Source organism: Micromonospora sp. CPCC 206060, assembly GCF_036906895.1.
In the GTDB taxonomy this organism is placed as follows: domain Bacteria; phylum Actinomycetota; class Actinomycetes; order Mycobacteriales; family Micromonosporaceae; genus Micromonospora.
The window spans coordinates 19,527-44,497 of the sequence record NZ_JBAKHU010000014.1; the positions used below are offsets into that span (position 1 = coordinate 19,527).

The following is a 24,971-nucleotide window of genomic DNA, read 5'->3' on the forward strand; positions in this document are numbered from 1 at the left end:
GCCATGCGAACCCGCAGTCGATCCGCTCACCTTGCCAGCGCGCTGCTGCTGACACCGCTGCTGACGCTCGCCGGGCCGGTGCCGGCCGGCGCCGAGCCGCCGGGGGTCACCCCGGCCACCGCCACCACCGCCGAGGACGCGCCCCGCGCCTCGTCGTACCCCGCCACCTCGACCCGCCTGGCAGCGGAGACCGGCCCGGCGGCCCGCACCGGTGCCGGCGTCGAGCCGGCCGGCGGGATCGAGACCGCCACCCGGACCCGCCCGGTCGCACCGGGCGTGCAGTTGACCTCCTTCGACCGGTACGACGCCAACGGCTGGCTGCGTGCCGACGCGCTGACCACCGACCTGACCGGCGGGGCGACCGTCGACTACGTCAACTCGGGTGCGGTCAGCCGGGCCGAGCCGCTGCGCGGCGCGGTGGACCGGTCCCGTGCGGTCGCCGCGGTCAACGGCGACTTCTTCGACATCAACAACTCCGGGGCCGCACAGGGCATCGGCATCCGCAGCGGCGAGCTGATCCAGTCGCCGGTGGCCGGGCACCCCAACGCCGCCGCGATCAGCCCGGACGGGATCGGCCGGATCATCCAGGTCGCCTTCGACGGCACCGCCACCCTGCCCGGCGGGCCGGTCCGGCTCACCCAGTTCAACAACATGGTCCAGGCCGGCGGCATCGGCCTCTTCACCCCGGCATGGGGGTCGTACCGGCGACAGCGGACCGTCGAGGGGGCGGCCCGGGTCACCGAGGTCACCGTGGTCGACGGTCGGGTCACGACGGTCGCGACCAGTGCCGGCGAGGGGGACATCCCGGCCGGTACCACGATCCTGCTCGGTCGGGACGCCGGTGCCGACGCGCTGGCCGGACTGCGCCCCGGCGACCCGGTCGTGGTGGCGTACCAGCCGAAGGCGTCCGACGACGGCGGCCTCGCCGCGGCGGTCGGCGGCGGCAACGTCCTGGTCCGCGACGGGGTGGTGCAGTCCATCGCGGACGCCACCCTGGCTCCCCGCACCGCGATCGGCTTCTCCGCCGACGGCCGGCGGATGTACCTGCTCACCGTGGACGGCCGGCAGGTGGACAGCCGGGGCGTGACGCAGACCGAGATGGGCCGGATGATGGCCGAACTCGGCGCCCACCACGCGCTCAACCTCGACGGGGGTGGTTCGTCGACGCTGCTCGCCCGGGAGCCAGGCTCGGCCACGGTCCAGGTGGAGAACAGCCCGTCGGACGGCACGGAGCGGGCGGTACCGAACGGCCTGGCCATCTACGCCCCGAAGGGTAGCGGCCGGCTCACCGGGTACTGGGTGGAGACCGCGAGCGACCCGACCGTCGCACCCGGCGTGGCACCGGTCCGGGGCGGCCGGCCGGACCGGGTCTTCCCGGGCCTGACCCGCCGGCTCACCGCCGCCGGCCACGACGAGACGTACGGTCCGGCCGTCGGTGCACCGACGTGGCGGGCGAACCCGGCCGACCGGGGCACCGTGGACGACGACGGGGTGTTCCACGGGCTGCGCCCCGGTACCAGCACCGTCACCGCCTTCCGGGACGGGGCGAGTGGCACCCTGAACCTGACCGTGCTCGGTCCGCTGACCCGGATCGACTCCACAGTGGACCGCGTTGGTCTGATGGATGCCGAGGACACCGGTGTGCTCGGTATCGTCGGTTACGACGCCGAGGGCAACACCGCACCGATCGAGCCGGCCGACCTGGAGCTGACGTACGACCGGTCGCTGCTGGAGATCACCGGCCGGCCGGACGGCACGCTCGCGGTGACCTCCCGCGCGGCCTCCGGCTCCGCGCTGGTCACCGTCCGGGTCGGGGACACCCGCACCGTCGTGCCGGTCACCGTCGGGCTGACCGACGTCCCGGTCGCCGACTTCTCCGACGCGGCGGCGTGGCGGTTCAGCGCCGCCCGGGCCACCGGCTCGGTCGCGCCGGTGCCGGGCCGCACCGGCACCGGGCTGAAGATGGCGTACGACTTCAGCCAGTCCACCGGCACCCGGGCCGCGTACGCCGACCCGCCGGCCTGGATCCCCGTCGCCGGTCAGCCGCAGGCGTTCGGCATGTGGATCCACGGCAACGCCAAGGGGGAGTGGCCCAGCCTGCACCTGCACGACGCGCTCGACCAGCAGCACGTGCTGCGCGGTCCGCTGGTCACCTGGACCGGTTGGCGGTACGTCGAGTTCACGGTACCGGCCGGGGTGCAGTACCCGGTGCGGGTCCGCCGGTTCTACGTGGCCGAGACCAACGCCGACGCGAAGTACACCAGCGAGATCGTCATCGACGACCTGGTGGCCCGGGTGGCGCCGACGGTCGACGTACCCGCCGAGGAGCCGCGCACCGACCGGGTGGTAGTCCGGGACGGCACGGTGGCCGGGGCACCCTGGCGGTTCGCGGTCATGTCCGACGCGCAGTTCGTCGCGGCCGACCCGGACAGCGACCTGGTCGCCCAGGCCCGCCGTACGCTCCGCGAGGTGAAGGCGGCGAAGCCGGACCTCCTGGTGATCAACGGTGACTTCGTGGACACCGCCTACCCGGCCGACTTCGCCCTGGCCAAGCGGATCCTGGACGAGGAACTGGGCGGCGAGGTGCCCTACCACTACGTGCCCGGCAACCACGAGATCATGGGCGCCCCGATCAGCAACTTCGAGGCGGTGTTCGGGGCGACCTGGCGCACCTTCGACCACCGGGGGACCCGGTTCGTCACCCTCAACTCGGCCACCGGCACCCTGCGCGGCGGCGGCTTCGACCAGGTCGGGGTGTTGCGGACGGCGCTGGACTCGGCCGCCGGGGACGATGCGGTCAACTCGGTCGTGGTGCTGCACCACCACCCGCCGCGTGACCCGCTGCCGGCCAAGGCCAGTCAGCTCGGCGACCGCAAGGAGGCCGCCCTGGTCGAGCAGTGGCTGGCGGACTTCCAGCACCGCACCGGCAAGGGTGCGCTCTTCGTCGGCGGGCACGTCGGCACCTTCCACGCCGACCGGGTCGACGGGGTGCCGTACGTGATCAACGGCAACGCCGGCAAGAACCCGGCCACCCCGCCGCAGCTCGGTGGCTTCACCGGCTGGACCGAGTTCGGCGTCGACCCGGTCACCCCGGCCGAGGCCGAGCGGGCCCGGCGCGATCCGCTGGCCGAGGGGCCGCGCTGGGTCGCCGCCGAGTTCCGGGCGCACGTCGACGGGCTCACCGTGACCGCCCCGGAGACCGTCTCGCCGGACGCCCCGGTACGGGTCACCGCGACCGTCACCCAGGCCGGCGGCCGGCAGGTGCCGGTGGCCGCCCCGGTCAGCGCCGACTGGTCCGCCTCGCCGGGGGTGCACGTCGGTTCCCGGGACGGGGTACGGCCGTACCACACCGCCTGGTTCGACCCGGCCACCGGCGAGCTGACCGCGTTGCGGTCGACCGGGCAGGTGCTGCTCGCGGTGACCGTCAACGGGGTACGCGCCACCGCAGCGGTCACCCTGGCCCCGGCCGTAACGGCCGTCACACCCGCCGCCTGAGGTGTTAGGAAGGGCCCCCTGTACAACGGAAAGCGATAACAGGGGGCCCTTCCCATCACCGGGCCCGGCCTCGTTAGCTACCCGGGGGCAGCGGGAATGCGGGCCGGGAGGTGAGCGTTGGCCCAGTCGGACCCCGTGTGCACAGCCCGGTTTCCGGGCCGGCTCCGGCCTCTGGCACACTGGTCAATCGGCCACCGGTACCGGTTCACGCCCCAGCTCCCTCGCGATCAGCGACAGGCGCCACGGCGACCCGGCGACCACCGACGAAAGGACCGAGGCGACATGAAGCCCAACATCCACCCGGAGTACGTGACGACCCAGGTCACCTGCTCCTGCGGCAGCTCCTTCACCACCCGCAGCACCGCCAAGGGCGGCTCGATCCACGTCGAGACGTGCAGCGCGTGCCACCCGTTCTACACGGGTAAGCAGCGGGTGCTCGACACCGCTGGTCGGGTTGCGAAGTTCCAGCAGAAGTACGCCAAGGTCCAGCAGAAGAAGGCCAAGTAGCTGCTTCGACGGCGCCCGTTCCTGGTCGGACGACCGGGAGCGGGCGCCGTCCGTTATCACCCCACCCCTCGGCCGGTCGTGAAGGAGCCCCCGCATGAGCAGTGAGCGTCTGGCCGCTCTCCTCGACGAGTACGCGGAGCTGGAGAAGCGCCTCGCCGACCCGGCCATCCACGCCGACCAGGGCACCGCCCGCCGGGTGGGGCGCCGGTTCGCCGAGCTGGCCCCGCTGCACAAGGCCGCGGGTGAGCTGGAGCAGGCCCGCGCCGACCTGGTTGCGGCCCGTGAGCTGGCCGCCGAGGACGCCTCCTTCGCGGCCGAGGCGGACGCCATCGCGGCCGACCTGCCGACGCTGGAGCAGCGGCTCGCCGAGCTGCTCATGCCGCGTGACCCGCACGACGCCAAGGACGTGATCGTCGAGATCAAGGCCGGCGAGGGCGGCGAGGAGTCCGCACTGTTCGCCGGTGACCTGCTCCGGATGTACCTGCGCTACGCCGAGCGGCAGGGCTGGGTGACCGAGGTGCTCGACTCGCAGGAGTCCGACCTGGGCGGGGTCAAGGACGTCTCCCTCGCGGTGAAGACCAAGGGGGTGCCCGAGGGCGGCAACGGTGTCTGGTCCCGGCTCAAGTGGGAGGGCGGCGTGCACCGGGTGCAGCGGGTACCGGTCACCGAGTCGCAGGGGCGCATCCACACCAGCGCCGCCGGTGTGCTGGTCCTCCCCGAGGCCGAGGACGTCGACGTCACCATCGACCCGAACGACCTGCGGATCGACGTCTTCCGGTCCTCCGGACCCGGTGGGCAGTCGGTGAACACCACCGACTCGGCGGTACGGATCACCCACGTACCGACCGGGATCGTGGTCTCCTGCCAGAACGAGAAGAGCCAGTTGCAGAACCGGGAGCAGGCGATGCGGATCCTGCGGGCCCGACTGCTCGCGGCGGCCCAGGAGCAGGCCGACGCCGCCGCCTCGGACGCCCGCAAGGCGCAGGTCCGCACGGTCGACCGCTCCGAGCGGATCCGCACCTACAACTTCCCGCAGAACCGGATCACCGACCACCGGATCGGCTACACGGCGTACAACCTGGACCTGGCCCTCGCCGGTGACCTGAGCGGGGTGCTCGACGCGCTCGCCGAGGCCGACCGGGCCGCCCGGCTGGCCGGCGACACCGAACTGGCCCGCCGCTGACCGGGGTGGGCCACGGGTTCAGTCGTTCGGCCCCTCCCAGACCAGGTAGATGAAGGTCGTCTGGTTCAGTTGGCCGGCATTGTTGAACACGGACTCCTGCACGGTGAGATACCCGAACCGGCCGGCCGTGGTGGTGAGGCAGAACGTACGGCCGGCCTTGAGCTGCGCCGCCGGGACGTCGAGTACCCAGTCCGGTCGGGGTATCGCCGCGCAGGCGCCCAACTGCGGCCGTCCGCCCCCGGCGAAGGGCGCGAAACCGACCCCGTTGAGGCCGACCAACCCGTACCGGGTCACCACCAGGTCCGCCCGGCTGCTGCCGGAACTCCCCACGAAATCCTCCCGCCCCGTGTCGAAGTCGTAGCCGGAGTTCGGCCCCGGGCGGGTCTCCTCAAGCGTGCCGCCCTGGAACCGTACGCCGATGGCGTCGGGAGGCGGGATGGGCAGGTTCACCGCGGCGTCCGGGCTGACCGGGCCGGAGGGTCCGCCGGTGGGGGTGACCGGGGCGGTCGGCGTCGGTGGGACGGCGGGTGTCGACGGAAGGCCGGGCGTGGCGCCGGCCGACGGGGTCGGGGTGGAACTGCCGGACGCGGCCGGGCTGGCGGTGACGTTGACGCCCGGCCCGTCGGTGATGGCCACGACGGCCAGGACCGTGGTCGAGGTGAGCAGGGCGAGCAGGATCAGCAGGAGAAACAGCACCGTGGACGGTCGGGCCCACCACGAGGCGAACCGGCCCGGCGGGTGCGGCGGAGCCCACCCGATCGGCCGGGTCACGACCTCGTACGGCTGCCGGACAGCCGGGCCGTCCGGGGGCGCCACTGGTACGGGACGGCGCTGCGCAGGCACGTCGAGCGCGCCGCCGGTGGTGGCTGGGGAGTCGGTTCCGGGTGCGGGTTGTGCCCGTTCCGGACTGCTCGGGTGGTCCGGCCGGTCGTCGTGGGACATTCGTCCTCCGTCCTGGTGTGGGGTGCACAGGATCGACGAACATCACAGTACTGAACGCGGGGTAACCGTAACGGATTTTCGGCGGTCGGGCGTCGGCCGGTCAGGAGGCGCGGCGGTGGGGTCGTACCGCCGTCCGGAATCCGTGGTCAGGATGCGTGGGGGCGGGATTTCGCGCGCAGCATCTCCCGGTCGGCGACGTGGAACGCGTCGCGCAGTGCCTCGCGCAGTGCCGCCCCTGATCCGGTGACCTCGGCGAACCCGACGCTCACCCCGACCGGGGTACCGGGCACCAGCGACTCCCAGTCCTCGGCGCGTACGGCGGCGGCGATCCGGCGACCCACCTCGGCCGCCTCCTCCATCGTGGTGCCCGGCAGCACCACCACGAACTCGTCGCCCCCGTAGCGGACCACGACGTCCCCCCGGCGCATCACCCGGTTGATGACCCCGGCGACCCGTTGCAGCACCAGGTCGCCGGAGTGGTGGCCGTGCCGGGTGTTGACCGCCTTGAAGCCGTTTAGGTCGCAGACCCCGATCACCGCCTGCTCCCCGCGTTGCACCATCGCCGCGATGTACCGCTCCAGGCGGCGCCGGTTGGGCAGGCCGGTCAGCGGGTCGGTCAGTGCCTCACCCTCGTACCGGGCCGCTTCGCGGCGCATCTCCTCGTGGTCGATCCGGGCGGCGATGCCGTCGACGTAGACGTCGCGGAGGCGGTCGTTGCGCTGGGCGGCCAGCCGGAAGGCGTGCCGGTCGGCGCGGTGCGCGGCGGCGTGGTCCCCGGTCCGGGCCAGGGCCAGGCTGCGTAACCGGGCCGGTTCCGCGGCCCCCAGGGTCTCGCTGGCGACCGTCGCGCCGTCCAGTCGGGCGACCGCCTCGGCCGCCCGGCCCTCCGCGATGGCCAGGCAGACCTCCCCGAGCTGGCGCATGTCCCGGGCCCGGGCGCTGTCCCCGCCGTGGCCGAGCAGGGTCACCGCGTCGGTCCCCGGCCCGCTCTGCGGCAGCTCCCCGAGCGCGGCGCGGCGGGCTGCGGAGTAGCCGTACGCGGCGAGGCTGCTCGGCCGGATCCGGCCCGCCCCGCCCGCGCGCAGGAACCGGGCCAGGTCGGAGTCGATGTCCCGGAGCACCCGCAGGCAGCCGTCGCTGTCGCCGTTGTGGTCCAGCGCAACGGCGTTGCGTAGCCGGATACCGGGCGCGGCGAAGGTCTCCTCGGGGATGCCGGCGGCCATGCCGAGCTGCCGGGCCCGTTCGATCGCACTCAGCGCGTACCCGTGGAAGCTGAGGTACGAGTACGCCATTGCCAGGTCGTGCCAGGCCCAGGCGGTGTCCCGGTCCGGGTCCTCGACGGCGCCGAGGGCGCGGGACGCCCGGACCAGGTGGGTGACGCAACGGTCCAGTGCGCCCTGGTGGTGCGCGGCGAGCGCGGCCAGCCCGAAGAGGTGGCCGTGCAGGTAGGGCTCGGAGAGATCCTGGACCGCCTTCGACGCCTCCTCGATGGCCCGGGTGTACTCGGCGGTACGGCCCAGGTTGAGCAGTGCGGAGAGGCGTTGCACCAGGGCGTCGGCGCGGGCGTACGGGTCGTCGGTGGTACGGATCACCCGGTCGAGTGCGACCATGGCCTCGGCCGACCGGCTCGCCTCCTGGAGCGCGCGGGCCCGCGTCAGCACGTCAACCTGGTCGTTGACCCGGTCGAGCCAGCCCACGCGGAACCTCCTGACCACATCGACCATCGTGCACCGACGGCGCGACAGGGTTTGCCGACGTTCATGATTATGTCGTGACAGGTTTCCCGGAACACCCAACCGAAGGGACAGAACGGGTCCGTCCGTCGGTGGCGGTGGCCGCCGCGACCCGTACCCTCGCGGCGGCGGGCGTGGCCTCCGCGAGGGCCGAGGCGGAGCAGATCGCGGCGCACGTGCTCGGCACTCCCCGGGGCCGGTTGGCGCTCGCCGACGGGTTCACCGCCGGCCAGCTCGACCGCTTCGACGCTCTGGTGGGCCGCCGGTCGGCCCGGGAACCGTTGCAGCACCTGCTGGGCGTCGCACCGTTCCGGTACCTGGAGCTGGCGGTGGGGACCGGCGTGTTCGTGCCGCGTCCGGAGACCGAGCTGCTCGCCGGGTGGGGCATCGAGCAGGGCCGGCGGCTGACCGGCGTGCGTACCGTGGTTGACCTGTGCAGCGGGTCGGGGGCGATCGCGCTGTCGGTGGCGCACGAACTGCCCGGCGTACGGGTGGTCGCGGTGGAGCGGTCCCCGGCGGCACTGCCCTGGCTGCGCCGCAACGCCGCCGAGCGGGCTGCCGCCGGGGACCCGCCGATCGAGGTGGTCGAGGCGGACGTGACCGCACCCGGGTTGCTCGACGAGCTGACCGGTCGGGTCGACGTCCTGCTCTGCAATCCGCCCTATGTTCCGCAGGAGGTGGTGGTACCCGAGGAGGTGGCCGGCCACGACCCGGGCGAGGCGGTCTTCGGCGGGCCGGACGGCCTGGCGGTGATCCGTCCGGTGATCCACCGGGCGGGGGCGCTGCTCCGCCCGGGCGGGGTACTCGGCATCGAGCACGACGACACGCACGGTGCGGCGGTGCCCGAGCTGCTGGCCGCCGACGGCCGGTTCACGCAGATTGCCGGGCACCGCGATCTGGCTGGCCGGCCCCGGTTCGCCACTGCGGTCCGAAGCGTGGGCGCCGCCCACGGCACAGCCGCCGTGACGTGGCAGACTGGCTCCTCGTGATGCTCTACGACTGTCGGTCGCTCGCCGACCGGGACCGCGGCATCGCCGCAGCGATCGAGGCGGTCAAGAACGGGGAACTGGTCGTCCTGCCCACCGACACGGTCTACGGGATCGGGGCGGACGCCTTCACCCCGTACGCGGTCCGGGCACTGCACGACGCGAAGGGCGGTCCGCAGGCGGCGCCGCCGGTGCTGATCGGTTCCCGGCACACCCTCGACGGGCTGGTCTTCACCCTGCCCCGGGCAGCCCGGGACCTGGTCGAGGCGTTCTGGCCGGGCGCGCTGACCATCATCGTCGAGCACTCGCCGAGCCTGTCGTGGGACCTCGGTGACTCCACCGGGACGGTCGCGGTCCGGATGCCGCTGCATCCGGTGGCGCTGGAGGTGCTGCGGGAGACCGGTCCGATGGCCGTCTCGTCGGCCAACAAGGTCGGTCAGCCGGCGGCGGTCACCGCCGAGGAGGCGCGCGACCAGCTTGGTTACTCGGTCCGCGCCTACCTGGAGGCGGGGCCGGCCCCGGACCCGGTACCGAGCACCATCGTCGACCTCACCGGGAGTGTCCCGGTGCTGCTGCGGGAGGGTGCGATCCCGCTGGTGAAGCTGCGTGACGTGGTCGCCGACATCGAGAGTCAGGTGGCCTGAGGTGCCGCCGTTCACCGTCCTGCACGTCTGCATGGGCAACATCTGCCGCTCGCCGATGGCGGAGCGGCTGCTCATCCTCGCGCTGCGGCAGCGGCTGGACCGGCTGCCGGTCGGGTCGGCTGCCGGCGACACCCTGCTCGCGGCCGGGTCGGCCGTCGTCGACACCCTGCTCTACAGCCACAGCGCCGGCACCGGTGGGTGGCACGAGGGGGAGGAGATGAACCCGCCGGCCGCCCGCCAGGTCCGGGCGCGTGGCGGCGACATCGCCGGGTTCGCCGCCCGAAAGCTGCGCTCCGACCAGATCGACGCCGCCGACCTGGTGCTCACCGCAACGGCCGACCAGCAGGAGTACGTGGTGGCGCTGCGGCCGGACGCCGCCGGGCGCACCTTCGTGTTGGGTGAGTTCGGTCGGCTGCTGACCGGGGTGGACGCCGCCGTGCTGCCGCCGGCCGAGGCCAGCCCGGAGGCGGTGTACGCCCGGGGTATCGCCCTGGTCGCGGCGGTCGACGCCGCCCGGCAGGGCGCGCCGACGCTGCCGGGTGACGACCTGGACGACCCGTGGGGTCGGGGCGACCAGTGTTTCAGCCGGGTGGCCGACGAGATCGAGGAGACGGTGCAGCCGCTGGCCACGCTGCTGCTGCCCTGACCGGGGACGACTCCACACCGGCCGACGGGGATAACTCCCCCATTTAGTGAACTTCCTGCGGATTTCGGGGAATCGGGATGACCCGTACCCGATGACGGCCATCCTGGACGGGTCATGCCGCCGGTGCCGGCGGTGCGTGGGCGGGCCACCCGCCCCGCACCCGGTGCCGCGCGCCGCTCTCGCGGGAAGTGAAGCTGATGAACCGGGCCCTTCTGCACAGGCTGGTGACGATCCTGGTGACCGGCGTCCTGGCCGGTCTGCTGCTCGCCGCGGCGGCGCTGCCCACCGCGCTGGTCCTCGGCCTCGGCATCCAGTCGATCGCCCTGCCCTACGTGGACCTGCCCCGCCAGCTACTCAACCCGGTCAGCGCGCAGCGCTCCGACCTGTACGCCAACGACGGCCGGACCCTGATCACCTCGTTCTACGCCGAGAACCGCACCGACATCCCGCTCGCCGCGATCGCGCCGGTGATGCGGCAGGCCATCATCGCGGCGGAGGACATCCGGTTCCACTCGCACAACGGGGTGGACCTGCGCGGTCTCATCCGGGCCTTCGTGGCGAACGGGACCGGCGGCCAGACCCGGCAGGGCGCCTCCACGCTGACCATGCAGTACGTCCGGAACGTGCTCGGCAGCGATCCGACGCTGACCGAGGAACAGCGCGCCGCAGCGACCGAGATCACCAACGGCCGCAAGATCCGGGAGATGCGGTACGCCCTGGCGCTGGAGCAGGAACTGGACAAGGACGAGATCCTGCGCCGCTACCTCAACATCGCGTACTTCGGTGCCGGGGCGTACGGCATCGCGGCGGCCAGCAAACGGTACCTCTCGAAGAACCCGGCGGAACTCAACCTGGCCGAGGCGGCCCTGCTGGCCGGGCTGGTCCGGTCCCCGAACACCGACGACCCGATCAACGGGGACGCCGACGCGGCCCGGGACCGCCGGGGGTACGTGCTCCACCAGATGGTGGCGCTCGGGGCGATCACCCAGGACCTGGCGGACCGGACCAGCGCGGAACCGCTGACCCTGCGGACCAGCACCGACCCGAACGACTGCTCGGCGATCACGCCGGCCCACCGGGACTGGGGCTACTTCTGCGACTGGTTCCAGCAGTGGTGGGACGCCCAGCCGGCGTTCGGCGAGACGGTCGAGGAGCGGCAGCGGGCGTTGCGCCGGGGCGGATACCGGATCGTCTCCTCGCTCGACCCCACCGTGCAGGCCACCGTGTTGCAGCAGGCGTTGTCGGTGTACGAGCACAACGATCCCCGGGCGTTGCCGACCGCCGTCGTGGAGCCCGGTACCGGCCGGGTGGTGGCGATGGCGGTCAACCGGCAGTACAGCCTCGCCCCGAACCCGGCCGGCCAGCCGAACCGGCCGAACACGGTGAACCCCCTGGTCGCCGGGGGCGGCACCATCGAGGGGTACCAGGCCGGCTCGACGTTCAAGCTCTTCACCATGCTCGCCGCGCTGGAGGCGGGACTGCCCCTGAGCACCGAGATCGACTCACCGTCGAAGACCACCACCCGGTGGCGGATCAGCGGTACGGCGGCCAACTGCGGTGGCTTCTGGTGCCCCGTCAACGCCGACCCGAATTGGATGAACGGCAAACGCAACATGTGGACCGGCTTCGGCCGCTCGGTCAACACGTACTTCGTGCGGCTCGCCGAGCAGGTCGGGGTGGACCGGTCGGTCGAGATGGCGCAGCGGCTGGGCATCGTCTTCCGGGCCGAGTCCGACGCCCGGCTCGCCATCGACGGAGCCGCCGAGTGGGGGCCCTTCGTGCTCGGGGTCTCCGCGACCACCCCGCTCGACCTGGCCAACGCGTACGCCACCGTCGCCGCGGAGGGCCTGTACTGCGTTCCGCTGCCGGTCCGGTCGGTCACCAACAGCAGTGGACAGCCGGTACCCGGTGTCGGCCCGGACTGCCGCCGGGTGCTCCGGGCGGATGTGGCCCGGGCCGCCACCGACGCGGCCCGCTGCCCGGTGGGGGACCAGTCGGCGTACCAGCGCTGCGACGGGGGTTCGGCGTCGAACCTGTTCAAGACGCTGGCCCGGCCGGTGGCCGGGAAGACCGGTACGACCGACGGGACCGCCACCGAGGTGGTGGTGGCGTACACCCCGCAGCTCGCGGTGGCGTCCATCGCGGCCAATCCGGACAACCCGGGGGAGGCGGTGAAGACCCGGGTACAGCCGAAGATGGTCGACGCCGTCGCGCGGATCCTCACCGTGGCGTTGCGGGACCAGCCGGCGCTCGGCTTCACCCCGCCGAGCCAGGCGATCGCTCTTGGCGCCGGAGCCGCGGGTGCCGCGCGGGCCGGCAACTGACCGGTGCGGGCTGTCTGTGTGCGGGCTGCCCGTGTGCGGGCTGCCCGTGTTAATAGGGGGCCCTTCCTCTACCGAAAGCGTTAAGCGGGGGCCCTTCCTTACATCTGTTCGGCGCCACGGGCGATGTTGCGGGCCATGCCGCCGAAGACCACCGCGTGGAACGGGGCGACCGCCGCCCAGTACGCGTGCCCGGCGAGACCCCGGGGGAGGAAGACGGCGCGCTGGAGGTAGCGGCTGTGGCCGTCTCCGGCCGGTACCGCCCGCATCTCCAGCCAGGCCCGGCCGGGCAGCCGCATCTCGGCGCGCAGCCGCAGCAGTTCGCCGGGGACGATCTCCTCCACCCGCCAGAAGTCCAGCGCCTCGCCGACGTAGAGCCGGTGCGGGTGGCGCCGGCCCCGGCGCAGTCCCACCCCGCCGATCAGCCGGTCCAGCCAGCCCCGGACCGTCCAGGCCAGCGGAAACGAGTACCAGCCGTGCTCGCCGCCGACGCCCTCGATCACCTGCCAGAGCGCGGCCGGCGGGGCGGCGACGGCCCGTTCCCGCAGGTCGGTGTAGACCGAGCCGCCGGACCACTTTGGGTCGCTGGGCAGCGGCTCGGCCGAGGCGTCCGGCCCGCTCGCGGTCGACCAGCGGGTCTCCACCTGGGCGTCGCGGACCTTCGTCAGCGCCAGCCGGACCGCCCGGTCGAACCCGGTCAGCCCACCGGCCGGATCGGGTACGAAGGCGGCAATGTCGTGTTCGTGGGCCACCGCCTCGTGGATCAGACTCTCCACCAGGGGGCGGGCGATCGCGTTCGGCACCGGGGTGATCAGGCCGACCCAGTACGAGGAGAGCGACGGGGTCAGCGGCCGGACCGGCACGATGATCCGGCGGCGCAGCCCGGCCACCGCCGCGTACCGCTGCATCATGTCCCCGAAGGTGAGTACCTCGGGGCCGGCGATGTCGAAGGCCCGGTTGACCTCTGCCGGCAGCGCCGCGCAGCCGGCCAGGTAGTGCAGCACGTCCCGGACCGCGATCGGCTGGATGCGGTTGCGCACCCAGCGTGGGGTGACCATGGCCGGCAGCCGCTCGGTCAGGTGGCGCAGCATCTCGAACGACGCCGAGCCGGAGCCGATGATGATCGCGGCCCGCAGCACGGCCGTCGGCACCCCGCTGGCCAGCAGGATCCGGGCCACCTCGGCCCGGGAGCGCAGGTGCGCCGACGGGCGGTCGTCGGCCGGCGGCTCGGGTCCACCGAGGTAGACGATCCGGCGTACCCCGGCCGCGCGGGCCGCCGTGGCGAAGTTGGTGGCCGCCGCCCGGTCGAGCGCCTCGAAGTCGGCCCGGCCCAGCGAGTGCACCAGGTAGTAGGCGACCTCGATGCCGTCGAACGCGGCCGGCAGGGTCTCCGGGCGGCTCAGGTCACCCTCGGTGATCTCCACGTCGGCCGACCACGGTACGTCCCGCAGCCGGCCGGCCTTGCGGGCCAGGCAACGTACGGTGTGGTCCTCGGCGAGCAGCCGGGGCACCAGGCGCCCGCCGATGTAGCCGGTGGCACCGGTGACCAGGCATCTCACGGTCTCCAGTGTGCGGCCTCCTAGACTCTTCTGCTGTGGGTACTGCGACGGGCACCTTCTGGGGGCCGGACCTCGACCAGCTCAGCGCCACCGATCCGGAGACAGCCGGGGTGGTCCTGGGTGAGCTGGACCGGGCCGAGGAGATCGGCATCGCCCGGGCCCGGAAGCTCTTCGGCGCCGAGCAGGCCAACCTCCAGCCGCACTCCGGGGCGAGCGTCAACCTGGCCGCGTACGCCGCTCTGGTGCAGCCGGGCGACACGGTGCTGGCCATGGAGTTGCCGCACGGCGGGCACCTGACCCACGGCAGCCGGGTCAACTTCTCCGGTAAGTGGTTCGGCACGGTCGGCTACCCGGTCCGCCGGGACACCGGGCTGATCGACTACGACGAGGTGCGCGACCTGGCCCGGGCGCACCGGCCCAAGATGATCATCTGTGGGGCGACGGCGGACACTCTGGCCGCTCTCGCCGCCGGGGTGGCCGACCTGGTCCGCGCGTTCCCGGCGTACCCACGTGGCTGAGCCGATGGTGGTCTCGGAGCGCGAGGACCGGCGCTGGCGGCTGCGGCACCTGCCGGTACTGCTGGTCGTTTCCGCCGTGCTGCTCGGCGGCGCCGCGCTGGTCGGCGGGCTGACCGGTGGCCGGTCGGCGGCGGTCGGCGCGGCGGCCGGGGTGGCGATCACCGCGGCCAGCTACACGCTGACCACCGTGGTGCTGGCCTGGGCCGACTCGATCAACCCGCAGCTCGTCCTCCCGTTCGGACTGGGCCTCTACGTCGCCAAGATCAGCATGCTCGGCGGGGTGATGCTCGCCGTGGCCTCGACCGGCTGGGCCGGGCTGATCCCGCTCTGCTACGGCATCGCGGTCGGGGTGGTCGCCTGGACGGGGGCGCACATCTGGTGGCTCAGCACCGTCCACGCGCGGCGGACCCGCTGACCCCTGCGGCGGACCCGCTGACCCGCTCCGGCGTGTCGCCGGGAGACCCTGGTTGAACTGCGGTTGTCCGGTCGGTTGACGGCCGGTGGCCAGCGGCGCGGAAAAGTGTCCGGGACCGGTCATTTCGTGGGTGGCGCAAGGGGAGTAGCGTGCCTCCAGACGACCTTGCCTCCCGGACCGCCCACACAACACAGTTGTGCGGGGGGTGAGGCACAGCCTCATCTTCCCGGCTGATATCGTTCGGCCCGTCATGGCTGGTGACCAAACCCCCCAACCCACCGGCGGCCCGGGCGACACTCCGCCCAACGCCGGTCAGGGCTGGACCGCGCTCACCTACCTCATCGCGGGCATGGGCGTCTGGGGTTTCATCGGCTGGCTGGTCGACCAGTGGCTCGACACCGGCGGCATCGCCACCGGGATCGGCGTCGTGCTCGGCATGGCCGGGGGGATCATCCTGGTCGTCCGCCGACTCGGCACGCCTACTTAGGAAGGGACGCGGTGAACGGAGCGGCGAACGTTCTGGCACAGGGCGAGGCAGCATTCCCACCCAGCGTGGAGGATTTCTACCTGCCCAGCATCGTGCCCTGGGGTGCGGAGAACTCCTACTGGTTCACCAAGATCACCTTTATGGTCTGGCTGGCCGTCGCGATCCTGATCGTCTTCTTCCTGGCCAGTTACCGTAAGCCGCAGCTGGTGCCGACCAAGAAGCAGTGGCTCGCCGAGTCCATCTACGGCTTCGTGCGGAACAACATCGCGGTCGACATGATCGGCCACGCCGGGATCCGGTTCGCGCCGTACTTCACCACGCTGTTCTGCTTCATCTTCCTGACCAACCTCTTCGCGATCGTGCCGGGCCTCCAGATCTCGCCCAACTCGCACATCGCCTTCCCGGCGTTCCTCGCGGTGATCAGCTACGTGCTCTTCATCTACGCGGGCATCAAGCACCACGGTGCCGGGAAGTTCATCAAGAACTCGCTGATCCCGCCGGCCCCGTGGTACATCCTGCCGCTGCTGATCCCGATCGAGTTCTTCTCGACCTTCCTCGTGCGGCCGTTCTCGCTGGCCGTCCGTCTCTTCGCGAACATGTTCGCCGGCCACATGCTCCTGCTGGTCTTCACGCTCGGCGGCTTCGCGATGATCAACGCCAACGCCCTGCTCGCGCCGGTCTCGCTGCTCTCCTGGGTGATGACCATCGCGCTCACCTTCCTGGAGTTCCTGGTCATCGCGCTCCAGGCGTACGTCTTCACCGTGCTGACCGCGAGCTACGTGCAGGGCGCGCTCGCCGACGAACACTGAGTCTCCGCACCAACCGTTGTCGTCCCGCGTGACCGTCACGCGTGATAACCAGGAGGAACCACTAATGGATTACGTCGCCGCGGTAGAGGGCAGCACCGCCGCCATCGGCTACGGCCTTGCCGCCATCGGCCCGGGTATCGGCGTCGGCCTGGTCTTCGCCGCCTACATCCAGTCGACCGCCCGCCAGCCGGAGTCGTCCCGGATGACCCTGCCGTACGTCTGGATCGGCTTCGCCGTCATCGAGGCCCTGGCGCTGCTGGGCATCGCGTTCGGCTTCATCTGGCAGGGCACCCTCTAATCCCGCCCTTCGACCGGGAGGTTTCCCATGTTCCTGCTCGCCGCTGAGGGTGGTGAGCCGCACAACCCGATCGTGCCGATCTGGCAGGAACTCGTGGTTGGTGGCGTCGCCTTCGCCCTGCTCTGCTTCGTACTGATGAAGTTCGTCTTCCCCCGCATGGAGCAGACGTTCCAGGCGCGGGTGGACGCGATCGAGGGTGGCATCAAGCGGGCCGAGGCCGCGCAGGCCGAGGCCAACCAGCTCCTTGAGCAGTACCGGGCGCAGCTGGCCGAGGCGCGGACCGACGCGGCCAAGATCCGGGACGACGCCCGGGCGGACGCCGAGGGCATCCGGGCCGACGTGCTGGCGAAGGCCCGCGAGGAGTCCGAGCGGATCATCGCGGCCGGCAAGGAGCAGCTCGCCGCCGAGCGGGCCACCATCGTGCGCGAGCTGCGCGCGGAGGTCGGCACCCTCGCGGTCGACCTGGCCAGCAAGATCGTCGGTGAGTCGCTCGCCGACGAGGCCCGGCGCAAGGGCACCGTCGAGCGGTTCCTGACCGGCCTCGAGAGCGCGGGGGCCCGCTGATGCAGGCCGCCAGCCGGGAGTCGTACCAGGCCGCGCGCGAGCGGCTCGACGCGTACGTGGCCGGTGCCGCACCGGAGGCGGTCGCCGCCACGGCGGACGACATCCTCGCCGTCGCGGGCCTGCTCGGCCGCGAGCCGCGGCTGCGTCGGGCGCTGTCCGACCCGGCCCGGTCCGGCGCGGACCGGTCGGGTCTGCTCGGCGACATGCTGCACGGCAAGATCGGTGCGGATGCGAAGGACCTGCTCGCCACGCTCGTCGCCGGCCGTTGGTCGGCGCCGTCGGAGCTGCTCGACGGTACCGAGCAGCTCGGTGTGCAGGCGCTGCTGGCCGGCGCCGACCGCGCCGGTGAGCTCGGCGAGGTCGAGGACGAGCTGTTCCGCTTCGGGCAGATGGTGGCCGGGGACGCGCAGCTCAACGCGGCGCTCTCCGACTCGATCGCCCCGGTGGCGCAGCGCGCCGAGCTGGTCCGCGCCCTGCTGACCGGCAAGGCCCGGCCGGCGACCGTGCGTCTGGTGGAGGCGGCGTTGGCCGGCTTCGGTGGGCGTTCCTTCGTCGGCGCGCTGACCCGGCTGGTCGAGCTGGCCGCCGACCGGCGGGACCGGTCGGTCGCGTACGTGACCGTCGCGTCCCTGCTGGCCGAGGAGGACGAGCGTCGGCTGGGCGCCCGGCTGTCCGAGATATACGGTCGACAGGTCACCGTGAAGCAGACGGTGTCCCCGGAGATCCTCGGCGGCATGAGCGTGCGGGTGGGTTCCGACCTGTACGACGGGACCGTGCTGCGCCGCCTCACCGAAACCCGCAACGCGCTCGCGAAGCGTTGATCGCACTCGCACAGCGCACCCAACATTCGACGCCGTTCGGACCGGTCGGTACTAGGTATCCCGGGCCCCTGAATAGAGGAAGCAGAGGATGGCCGAGCTGACCATCTCGACGGAGGAGATCCGCGGCGCCCTGGAGCGCTACGTCTCCTCCTACTCGCCCGACGTCTCCCGGGAGGAGGTCGGCACCGTCGCCGACACCGGCGACGGCATCGCCCACGTCGAGGGTCTCCCCTCGACCATGACCAACGAGCTCCTGGAGTTCGAGGACGGCACGCTCGGCGTGGCGCTGAACCTCGACGTCCGGGAGATCGGTGTCGTCGTTCTCGGTGACTCCGCCAAGCTCGAAGAGGGCCAGCGGGTCAAGCGCACCGGCCGGGTGCTCTCGGTGCCGGTCGGCGACGCCTTCCTCGGCCGGGTGGTCGACGCGCTCGGCCAGCCGATCGACGGCCTCGGTGACATCGCGAACGAGGGCTTCCGGGAGCTTGAGCTCCAGGCCCCGAACGTGATGTCCCGGCAGTCGGTGGACGAGCCGCTGCAGACCGGTATCAAGGCGGTCGACGCCATGACCCCGATCGGCCGTGGCCAGCGTCAGCTGATCATCGGTGACCGGAAGACCGGCAAGACCACGGTCGCCCTGGACACCATCCTCAACCAGCGCGACAACTGGCGCTCCGGTGACCCGAAGAAGCAGGTTCGCTGCATCTACGTCGCCATCGGCCAGAAGGCCTCCACGATCGCCTCGATCAAGGGCATCCTGGAGGAGGCGGGTGCGATGGAGTACACCACCATCGTCGCCTCCCCGGCGTCCGACCCGGCCGGCTTCAAGTACCTCGCCCCGTACACCGGTTCGTCCATCGGGCAGCACTGGATGTACGGCGGCAAGCACGTCCTGATCGTCTTCGACGACCTGAGCAAGCAGGCCGAGGCGTACCGGGCCGTGTCGCTGCTGCTGCGTCGCCCGCCGGGCCGTGAGGCGTACCCGGGTGACGTCTTCTACCTGCACTCCCGGCTGCTGGAGCGCTGCGCGAAGCTCTCCGACGAGCTGGGCGGCGGCTCGATGACCGGTCTGCCGATCATCGAGACGAAGGCCAACGACATCTCGGCCTTCATCCCGACCAACGTCATCTCCATCACCGACGGTCAGATCTTCCTGGAGACCGACCTGTTCAACCAGGGCGTCCGGCCGGCGATCAACGTCGGTACCTCGGTCTCCCGGGTCGGTGGTGCCGCGCAGGTCAAGCCGATGAAGAAGGTCGCCGGTTCGCTGCGGCTCAACCTGGCCCAGTACCGCGAGCTGGAGGCGTTCGCCGCCTTCGCCTCGGACCTGGACAAGGCGTCCCGGGCCCAGCTGGAGCGCGGTGCCCGCCTGGTCGAGCTGCTGAAGCAGCCGAACTACTCGCCGTACCCGGTGCAGGAGCAGGTCGTCGCGGTCTGGGCCGGCACCGAGGGCAAGCTGGACGACATCCCGGTGGGTGACGTGCGGCGCTTCGAGTCCGAGTTCCTCCAGCACCTGCGGCACCGGCACGAGGGCACCATCGCGGCGATCGCCGACCACAAGTGGGACGACGAGATCATCTCGACGCTCGACTCGGCGATCGCCGAGTTCAAGCAGTCGTTCCTCGGTCAGGGTGACGAGCGGCGGATCAACGAGGCCCCGGCCAAGCCCCTGGCGGGCGAGGAGAACCGCGAGACGGTCACCCGCTTCCGTGACGGCGGGACCGACCGCCCGGTAGAGAAGCAGTAGGGCTGATCCATGGCGGCCCAGGTTCGCGTTCTTCGTCAACGAATCCGCTCGGCGAAGTCGATGAAGAAGATCACCAAGGCGATGGAGCTCGTGGCGACGAGCCGGATCGCCAAGGCCCAGGCCCGGGTCCAGGCGTCCCTGCCGTACGCCCAGGCCATCACCGGCGTGCTCACCGCGCTGGCGTCCAACGCGCGGATCGACCACCCGCTGCTGACTCCGCGCGAGCGGGTTCGCCGGGCCGGCATCGTGGTGGTCACCAGCGACCGTGGTCTGGCCGGCGGGTACAGCTCCAACGCCATCAAGATGGCGGAGTCGCTGATCGCCCGGCTGAAGGAGGACGGCAAGGAGCCGGTCCTCTACGTCATCGGGCGCAAGGGGGTCACCTTCTACCGGTTCCGTAACCGGAAGATCGAGGCCAGCTGGACCGGCTTCTCGGAGCAGCCGGCCTTCGCCGACGCCCGCGAGGTGGGTCAGACGCTGATCAAGGCGTTCACCGCCGGTGCGGACGACGTCGACGGCGGCTCGGGGCCGGACGGGGTGCTCGGCATCGACGAGTTGCACATCGTCTACACCGAGTTCCACTCCCTGATGACCCAGACTCCGGTCGCCAAGATCATCGGACCGATGGAGGTCGAGGACCGGCCGAAGTCCGAGGGCCTGCTGCCGGCGTACGAGTTCGAGCCGGAGGCGGAGGCGCTGCTCGACGGGCTGCTGCCGAAGTACATCAACACGCGGATCTACGCGGCGTTGATCGAGTCGGCGGCCAGCGAGTCGGCGTCCCGGCGGCGGGCGATGAAGAGCGCCACCGACAACGCCGAAGAGATGATCGACAAGTACACGCGCGAGATGAACTCGGCCCGCCAGGCCGGGATCACCCAGGAGATCAGCGAGATCGTCGGCGGCGCCAACGCGCTTGCCGCGTCGGGAAGTGAAGTGTGATGACTGTATCCGCAGTTGAGACCAAGACGGCCACGGGTCGCGTGGTCCGGGTCATCGGCCCGGTCGTCGACGCCGAGTTCCCGCGCGACGCCATGCCGGCCCTGTTCAACGCCCTGCACGTGGACGTGACGCTTTCCGGCGGCGAGAAGACGCTGACCCTGGAGGTCGCCCAGCACCTGGGTGACAACATGGTCCGCGCGATCTCGATGCAGCCGACCGACGGTCTGGTCCGTGGCGCCGGCGTGCGCGACACCGGCTCGCCGATCACCGTACCGGTGGGCGACGCGGTCAAGGGCCACGTCTTCAACGCCATCGGTGAGTGCCTCAACCTGACCGAGGGCGAGGTGCTCCAGGCCGACGACCGGTGGGGCATCCACCGCAAGGCACCGGCCTTCGCCGACCTGGAGCCGAAGACCGAGATGCTGGAGACCGGCATCAAGGTCATCGACCTGCTCGCCCCGTACGTCAAGGGTGGCAAGATCGGCCTGTTCGGTGGTGCGGGCGTCGGCAAGACGGTCCTCATCCAGGAGATGATCACCCGGGTCGCCCGGAACTTCGGTGGTACGTCGGTCTTCGCCGGCGTCGGTGAGCGGACCCGTGAGGGTAACGACCTCATCGCCGAAATGACCGAGTCCGGCGTCATCGACAAGACCGCGCTGGTCTACGGCCAGATGGACGAGCCGCCGGGCACCCGGCTGCGGGTCGCGCTCTCCGCGCTGACCATGGCGGAGTACTTCCGCGACGTGAAGAAGCAGGAGGTGTTGCTCTTCATCGACAACATCTTCCGCTTCACCCAGGCCGGTTCGGAGGTCTCCACCCTGCTCGGCCGGATGCCGAGCGCGGTGGGTTACCAGCCGACCCTGGCCGACGAGATGGGCGAGCTCCAGGAGCGGATCACCTCGGTCCGGGGCCAGGCCATCACCTCGATGCAGGCGATCTACGTGCCGGCGGACGACTACACCGACCCGGCGCCGGCCACCACCTTCGCCCACCTCGACGCCACCACCAACCTGGAGCGGTCGATCTCCGACAAGGGCATCTACCCGGCGGTCGACCCGCTGGCGTCCTCGTCGCGGATCCTCGCGCCGGAGTTCGTCGGCGCCGAGCACTTCGCGGTGGCCACCGAGGTCAAGCGGATCCTGCAGCGCTACAAGGACCTGCAGGACATCATCGCCATCCTCGGTATCGAGGAGCTCTCCGAGGAAGACAAGATCACCGTGGGTCGGGCCCGGCGGATCGAGCGCTTCCTGTCGCAGAACACCTACGCCGCCGAGCAGTTCACCGGCGTGCCGGGCTCGACGGTCCCGATCAAGGAGACCATCGAGGCGTTCAAGAAGATCAGCGAGGGCGAGTACGACCACTTCCCCGAGCAGGCCTTCTTCATGTGCGGCGGTCTGGACGACCTGGAGCGCAAGGCGGCTGAGCTGATGAAGGACTGACCAACCGGTCCGTCCCTGCGGTGCCCGTGCCGGTACATCCGGCGCGGGCACCGCTTTTTGGTTCCGTACCCGCCGATCCGGGCCGTCCCGTTTCCCTGTCTCCGGCCGGGCCGTCCCGTTTCCCTGGTCTCTGTGCCGGAACGTCCCGTTCCGTCTACGGATCCGGCGGACCGCTGGCGCACGGGACGTGACCTGTGCACCACCCGGCGTGCATGTTCCATGGTTCCGCTGACCGGCGAGGTACCTTCGGTTAGGATGCCCGACTGGTCGGGTATCGATCTCTGCAACGATCGGATGTCTCGTGCCCGTCTTCTCTTTCGTGGGTGCGACGAATGGAGTTGACTGTGGCTGAGGGCGGAAAGCGCGCGGCACGGCCGTCCAGGTGGGCGGGTGTGCCGCGGTGGGCACGGGTCTGCACCTACCTCGGGGTGGTGCTGATGGTGCTCAGCGGCGGGGCGCTGATCGGCTACCAGGCGCTGCTGGCCCGGTACGAGGGCGCGGTCGGCAAGGGCGACCTCTTCGGTGACGGGGCGGCCGGGGCCAGTGCGCCCCGACGCAGCGACGTCAAGGGCCCGCTGAACATCCTGCTGGTCGGGATCGATCCCCGGAACTCGACCACCCCGCCGCTGGCCGACTCGATCATGATCATGAATATCCCGGCCGGGCTCGACCGGGCGTACCTCTTCTCCATCCCCCGGGACACGCTGGTCGACGTGCCGGCCTTCCCGAAGGCGGGCTACTCCGGCGGGCAGACCAAGATCAACAGTGCCATGGCGCGCGGGAGCAACGTCCCCGGCCAGCCCAACAAGCCGAACGTGGCGCAGGGCTTCGAGCTGCTCTCCAAGACGCTGGCCGGGTACACCGGCATCGAACGGTTCGACGCCGGAGCGATCATCAACTTCACCGGCTTCAAGAAGATCGTCGACGCCATGGGTGGCGTGGACCTGTACGTGGACGAGCGGACCAGGTCCGAGCACCTCCAGCCGGACGGGACGCCCCGCAGGCTCAAGCCGGGTGGCGGCGGGTACACCGGCCCGCAGAAGGTCTACGAGGTGGGTCAGCACCACCTGGCCGGCTGGGAGGCGCTGGACTTCGTCCGGCAGCGTTACGGCCTCAAGGACGGCGACTACGCCCGGCAGCGGCACCAGCAGCAGTTCCTCAAGGCGATGGCCGACCAGGCGCTCAGCCTGGACGTGGTGACCAACCCGACCAAGCTCGACGCGGTGCTGCGCGCCGCCGGTAAGTCCCTGGTCTTCGACGGGCGGGGAAACAGCATCGCCGACTTCGGCTTCGCCCTGCGCAACCTCCGGTCGCAGTCGATCAGCATGATCAAGCTGCCGGGCGGTGGCGTGACGAGTTCCGGTGGGAAGTACCAGGGTGAGGCGCTCCAGCCGGTGGCCGAGGAGTTCTTCGCCGCGGTCCGTGGCAACACGGTGGAGACCTTCCTCGCCGCCCATCCGGAACTGCTCAGCAAGAAACTCTGATCCGGCACGCCGGTGGGTCGGTGTGCGCCTCGCCACCCGCGTTGGGTGCCTGGTGGTGGCCCGACTAGAATTTCGACAATCCGTCGCCGCAGCAAGGAGACAGCGTGGCAAAGCAGCTTCACGTCGAGCTTGTAGCCGTCGAGGAGAAGGTCTGGTCGGGAGAGGCCGAGATGGTCGTCGCCCGGACGACCGAGGGCGAGCTTGGCGTGCTTCCGGGCCACGCGCCGCTGCTCGGCCAGCTCGCCGAGCCCGGCCAGGTGCGGATCAAGCTGTCCGGTGGTGAGCAGGTGACCTACGACGTCAACGGCGGGTTCCTGTCGGTGACCGGAGAGGGCGTCACCGTGCTCGCCGAGAGTGCGACCCCCGCGACCGCCGCCGCGAACCGCTGAACCGGAAACGTCGATGCTGGTCTTGGAGTGGATCGGGATCGGCGTTCTCGTTCTGTTCGCCGCGCTGGCGGTGCTCTTCATCCGTCGGGCGTTGGTGACCCGCTCCGGTGGGATCATCCGGCTCAGCGTCCGGGTCACCACCGTGCTCGACGGTCGGGGCTGGTCCCCCGGCTTCGGTCGCTTCGCCCGCGACGAGCTGCGCTGGTACCGGATGTTCAGCTTCGCCATCCGTCCCAAGCGGGTGCTGCGCCGCAAGGACCTTACCGTCGAGTCGCGTCGACTCCCCGAGGGGCAGGAGCGGCTCTCCATGCCGGCCGACTGGGTGATCCTCAGCTGTACCAGTCGGCACGTACCGGTCGAGATCGCCATGGCACGATCCACCGTCACCGGGTTTCTCTCCTGGCTTGAGGCCGCCCCTCCGGGGGCGGTCTCGCCGCGTCTGGCCCCCCAGGACCGTCCGGCCGCCTGACTGCCTGCCGTGCCCCGGTCCGCCCGGCCGTCCTGCCGTGCCCCGGGCCGCCCGGCCGTCCTGCCGCTCGCTCCGCCCCTGGGGCAGGACAGCCCGCTAGACCCTGCCCGTCGAGGCGACCAGCTCCACCTCGTACCCCTGCCCGTCGGCCAGGTACGCCGCATAGTGGTCGGCGCCGCCGGCGTACGGGTGCCGCTCCGGGAACAGCAGCGACCAACCGTGGCCCGGCGCTGCCGCGACCAGCCGGTCCACCGCAGCGGATGGCCCGGCGTGGAAGGCGAGATGGTTCAGGCCGGGTGCGCGGCGGTCGTGCCGCCGCCCGGAGAGCGCCGGTGACTCCTCCAGTACCAGATACGTCGCACCCCATCGCCAGGACCGGCCGGCCGGCCAGTCCTGGAAGGGTGCCCAACCCAGCTCGCCGAGAAGCCAACCCCAGCTCTCCACGGCCCGGGCCAGATCGGGCACCCACACCTCGACGTGGTGCAACCCGCCGACGGTCAGCGCTTTAGAGCGTCCGGCAACAGGACTGGCGGGGCTGCGGCGCGCCCTGGCACGTCGGCTGGCGGCGTTGTCGTCGTC

General features: G+C 71.5%; 23 protein-coding genes and 1 pseudogene. 20 read left to right on the plus strand and 4 right to left on the minus strand.

What is annotated here, in order from left to right:
- Positions 1-3: 3 nt before the first annotated feature.
- The 3 genes from V6U90_RS12380 to prfA all read left to right on the plus strand — a co-directional run bounded on the left by V6U90_RS12380 (position 4) and on the right by prfA (position 5,185).
- Positions 4-3,495 (plus strand): phosphodiester glycosidase family protein, encoded by a 3,492-nt coding sequence (locus tag V6U90_RS12380; RefSeq protein ID WP_334434701.1) that lies wholly within the window; start codon positions 4-6, stop codon positions 3,493-3,495.
- Positions 3,496-3,777: 282 nt separating this feature from the next.
- Positions 3,778-4,002, plus strand: coding sequence for a 50S ribosomal protein L31 (rpmE, locus tag V6U90_RS12385; RefSeq protein WP_334434703.1), 225 nt, complete (start codon positions 3,778-3,780; stop codon positions 4,000-4,002).
- Between the two features lie 94 nt (positions 4,003-4,096).
- Complete coding sequence (gene prfA / locus V6U90_RS12390) at positions 4,097-5,185, plus strand: peptide chain release factor 1 (protein WP_334434705.1); 1,089 nt, start codon at positions 4,097-4,099, stop codon at positions 5,183-5,185.
- Positions 5,186-5,203: 18 nt separating this feature from the next.
- Here the strand turns inward: prfA and V6U90_RS12395 are convergent, their stop codons facing one another.
- Positions 5,204-6,127, minus strand: coding sequence for a hypothetical protein (locus tag V6U90_RS12395; RefSeq protein WP_334434707.1), 924 nt, complete (start codon positions 6,125-6,127; stop codon positions 5,204-5,206).
- Between the two features lie 146 nt (positions 6,128-6,273).
- A complete protein-coding gene (locus V6U90_RS12400) occupies positions 6,274-7,824 on the minus strand; it encodes a GGDEF domain-containing protein (RefSeq protein WP_334434709.1) in 1,551 nt (516 codons plus the stop codon).
- Between the two features lie 74 nt (positions 7,825-7,898).
- Between V6U90_RS12400 and prmC the strand changes: the two genes are divergently transcribed.
- The 4 genes from prmC (at position 7,899) to V6U90_RS12420 (ending at position 12,460) form a co-directional block, all read left to right on the plus strand.
- Positions 7,899-8,849, plus strand: a complete 951-nt coding sequence (gene prmC / locus V6U90_RS12405; protein ID WP_334434711.1) for a peptide chain release factor N(5)-glutamine methyltransferase — start codon at positions 7,899-7,901, stop codon at positions 8,847-8,849.
- Positions 8,849-9,490, plus strand: coding sequence for an L-threonylcarbamoyladenylate synthase (locus tag V6U90_RS12410; protein WP_334434892.1), 642 nt, complete (start codon positions 8,849-8,851; stop codon positions 9,488-9,490). The genes prmC and V6U90_RS12410 overlap by 1 nt, the downstream gene beginning before the upstream one ends.
- Before the next feature lies 1 nt (position 9,491).
- The gene (locus tag V6U90_RS12415) at positions 9,492-10,136 is read left to right on the plus strand and encodes an arsenate reductase/protein-tyrosine-phosphatase family protein (RefSeq protein WP_334434712.1); all 645 of its coding nucleotides are present in this window, start codon (positions 9,492-9,494) and stop codon (positions 10,134-10,136) included.
- A 197-nt stretch (positions 10,137-10,333) separates the two neighbouring features.
- Positions 10,334-12,460, plus strand: a complete 2,127-nt coding sequence (locus V6U90_RS12420; protein ID WP_334434713.1) for a transglycosylase domain-containing protein — start codon at positions 10,334-10,336, stop codon at positions 12,458-12,460.
- Between the two features lie 98 nt (positions 12,461-12,558).
- Here V6U90_RS12420 and V6U90_RS12425 read toward each other — a convergent pair whose 3' ends face one another.
- A complete protein-coding gene (locus V6U90_RS12425) occupies positions 12,559-14,016 on the minus strand; it encodes an SDR family oxidoreductase (RefSeq protein ID WP_334434714.1) in 1,458 nt (485 codons plus the stop codon).
- An 8-nt stretch (positions 14,017-14,024) separates the two neighbouring features.
- On the opposite strand from V6U90_RS12425, the pseudogene V6U90_RS12430 reads away from it, so the two are divergent.
- The 13 genes and pseudogenes from V6U90_RS12430 to V6U90_RS12490 form a co-directional block, all read left to right on the plus strand.
- A pseudogene (locus tag V6U90_RS12430) lies at positions 14,025-14,462 on the plus strand (serine hydroxymethyltransferase); the annotation flags it as partial.
- 64 nt (positions 14,463-14,526) lie between these two features.
- Positions 14,527-14,949 (plus strand): hypothetical protein, encoded by a 423-nt coding sequence (locus tag V6U90_RS12435; protein ID WP_442933575.1) that lies wholly within the window; start codon positions 14,527-14,529, stop codon positions 14,947-14,949.
- A 250-nt stretch (positions 14,950-15,199) separates the two neighbouring features.
- Positions 15,200-15,436, plus strand: coding sequence for an AtpZ/AtpI family protein (locus V6U90_RS12440; RefSeq protein WP_208813251.1), 237 nt, complete (start codon positions 15,200-15,202; stop codon positions 15,434-15,436).
- Positions 15,437-15,447: 11 nt separating this feature from the next.
- Positions 15,448-16,245, plus strand: a complete 798-nt coding sequence (atpB, locus tag V6U90_RS12445; RefSeq protein ID WP_334434719.1) for a F0F1 ATP synthase subunit A — start codon at positions 15,448-15,450, stop codon at positions 16,243-16,245.
- A gap of 64 nt (positions 16,246-16,309) precedes the next feature.
- A complete protein-coding gene (locus V6U90_RS12450; protein ID WP_334434722.1) occupies positions 16,310-16,543 on the plus strand; it encodes an ATP synthase F0 subunit C in 234 nt (77 codons plus the stop codon).
- Between the two features lie 27 nt (positions 16,544-16,570).
- Positions 16,571-17,107, plus strand: a complete 537-nt coding sequence (locus V6U90_RS12455) for a F0F1 ATP synthase subunit B (RefSeq protein ID WP_334434724.1) — start codon at positions 16,571-16,573, stop codon at positions 17,105-17,107.
- Positions 17,107-17,928 carry a F0F1 ATP synthase subunit delta gene (locus V6U90_RS12460; RefSeq protein WP_334434727.1) on the plus strand — a complete coding sequence of 274 codons (822 nt, stop codon included), beginning with the start codon at positions 17,107-17,109 and terminating at the stop codon, positions 17,926-17,928. The genes V6U90_RS12455 and V6U90_RS12460 overlap by 1 nt, the downstream gene beginning before the upstream one ends.
- Before the next feature lie 88 nt (positions 17,929-18,016).
- Complete coding sequence (gene atpA, locus V6U90_RS12465) at positions 18,017-19,672, plus strand: F0F1 ATP synthase subunit alpha (protein WP_334434730.1); 1,656 nt, start codon at positions 18,017-18,019, stop codon at positions 19,670-19,672.
- A gap of 9 nt (positions 19,673-19,681) precedes the next feature.
- The gene (locus V6U90_RS12470) at positions 19,682-20,611 is read left to right on the plus strand and encodes a F0F1 ATP synthase subunit gamma (protein WP_334434733.1); all 930 of its coding nucleotides are present in this window, start codon (positions 19,682-19,684) and stop codon (positions 20,609-20,611) included.
- Positions 20,611-22,050 (plus strand): F0F1 ATP synthase subunit beta, encoded by a 1,440-nt coding sequence (gene atpD, locus V6U90_RS12475; RefSeq protein ID WP_334434736.1) that lies wholly within the window; start codon positions 20,611-20,613, stop codon positions 22,048-22,050. The genes V6U90_RS12470 and atpD overlap by 1 nt, the downstream gene beginning before the upstream one ends.
- Positions 22,051-22,382: 332 nt before the next feature.
- Positions 22,383-23,534: an LCP family protein gene (locus V6U90_RS12480; protein WP_334434739.1), complete on the plus strand. Its 1,152-nt coding sequence runs from the start codon at positions 22,383-22,385 to the stop codon at positions 23,532-23,534.
- 104 nt (positions 23,535-23,638) lie between these two features.
- Positions 23,639-23,923, plus strand: a complete 285-nt coding sequence (locus V6U90_RS12485; RefSeq protein WP_334434741.1) for a F0F1 ATP synthase subunit epsilon — start codon at positions 23,639-23,641, stop codon at positions 23,921-23,923.
- 13 nt (positions 23,924-23,936) lie between these two features.
- On the plus strand, positions 23,937-24,392 hold the full coding sequence (locus tag V6U90_RS12490) for a DUF2550 domain-containing protein (protein WP_334434743.1): 456 nt from the start codon (positions 23,937-23,939) through the stop codon (positions 24,390-24,392).
- Positions 24,393-24,488: 96 nt separating this feature from the next.
- Here the strand turns inward: V6U90_RS12490 and V6U90_RS12495 are convergent, their stop codons facing one another.
- A complete protein-coding gene (locus V6U90_RS12495) occupies positions 24,489-24,893 on the minus strand; it encodes a VOC family protein (RefSeq protein ID WP_334434897.1) in 405 nt (134 codons plus the stop codon).
- Between the last annotated feature and the right edge of the window lie 78 nt (positions 24,894-24,971).

Coding starts and splice junctions, on each gene's coding strand:
- V6U90_RS12380 (WP_334434701.1), top strand. CDS start 4: ATGCGAACCCGCAGTCGATCCGCTCACCTTGCCAGCGCGCTGCTGCTG.
- rpmE (WP_334434703.1), top strand. CDS start 3,778: ATGAAGCCCAACATCCACCCGGAGTACGTGACGACCCAGGTCACCTGC.
- prfA (WP_334434705.1), top strand. CDS start 4,097: ATGAGCAGTGAGCGTCTGGCCGCTCTCCTCGACGAGTACGCGGAGCTG.
- V6U90_RS12395 (WP_334434707.1), bottom strand. CDS start 6,127: ATGTCCCACGACGACCGGCCGGACCACCCGAGCAGTCCGGAACGGGCA.
- V6U90_RS12410 (WP_334434892.1), top strand. CDS start 8,849: ATGCTCTACGACTGTCGGTCGCTCGCCGACCGGGACCGCGGCATCGCC.
- V6U90_RS12420 (WP_334434713.1), top strand. CDS start 10,334: ATGAACCGGGCCCTTCTGCACAGGCTGGTGACGATCCTGGTGACCGGC.
- V6U90_RS12440 (WP_208813251.1), top strand. CDS start 15,200: ATGGCTGGTGACCAAACCCCCCAACCCACCGGCGGCCCGGGCGACACT.
- V6U90_RS12450 (WP_334434722.1), top strand. CDS start 16,310: ATGGATTACGTCGCCGCGGTAGAGGGCAGCACCGCCGCCATCGGCTAC.
- V6U90_RS12455 (WP_334434724.1), top strand. CDS start 16,571: ATGTTCCTGCTCGCCGCTGAGGGTGGTGAGCCGCACAACCCGATCGTG.
- V6U90_RS12460 (WP_334434727.1), top strand. CDS start 17,107: ATGCAGGCCGCCAGCCGGGAGTCGTACCAGGCCGCGCGCGAGCGGCTC.
- atpA (WP_334434730.1), top strand. CDS start 18,017: ATGGCCGAGCTGACCATCTCGACGGAGGAGATCCGCGGCGCCCTGGAG.
- V6U90_RS12470 (WP_334434733.1), top strand. CDS start 19,682: ATGGCGGCCCAGGTTCGCGTTCTTCGTCAACGAATCCGCTCGGCGAAG.
- atpD (WP_334434736.1), top strand. CDS start 20,611: ATGACTGTATCCGCAGTTGAGACCAAGACGGCCACGGGTCGCGTGGTC.
- V6U90_RS12480 (WP_334434739.1), top strand. CDS start 22,383: ATGGAGTTGACTGTGGCTGAGGGCGGAAAGCGCGCGGCACGGCCGTCC.
- V6U90_RS12490 (WP_334434743.1), top strand. CDS start 23,937: ATGCTGGTCTTGGAGTGGATCGGGATCGGCGTTCTCGTTCTGTTCGCC.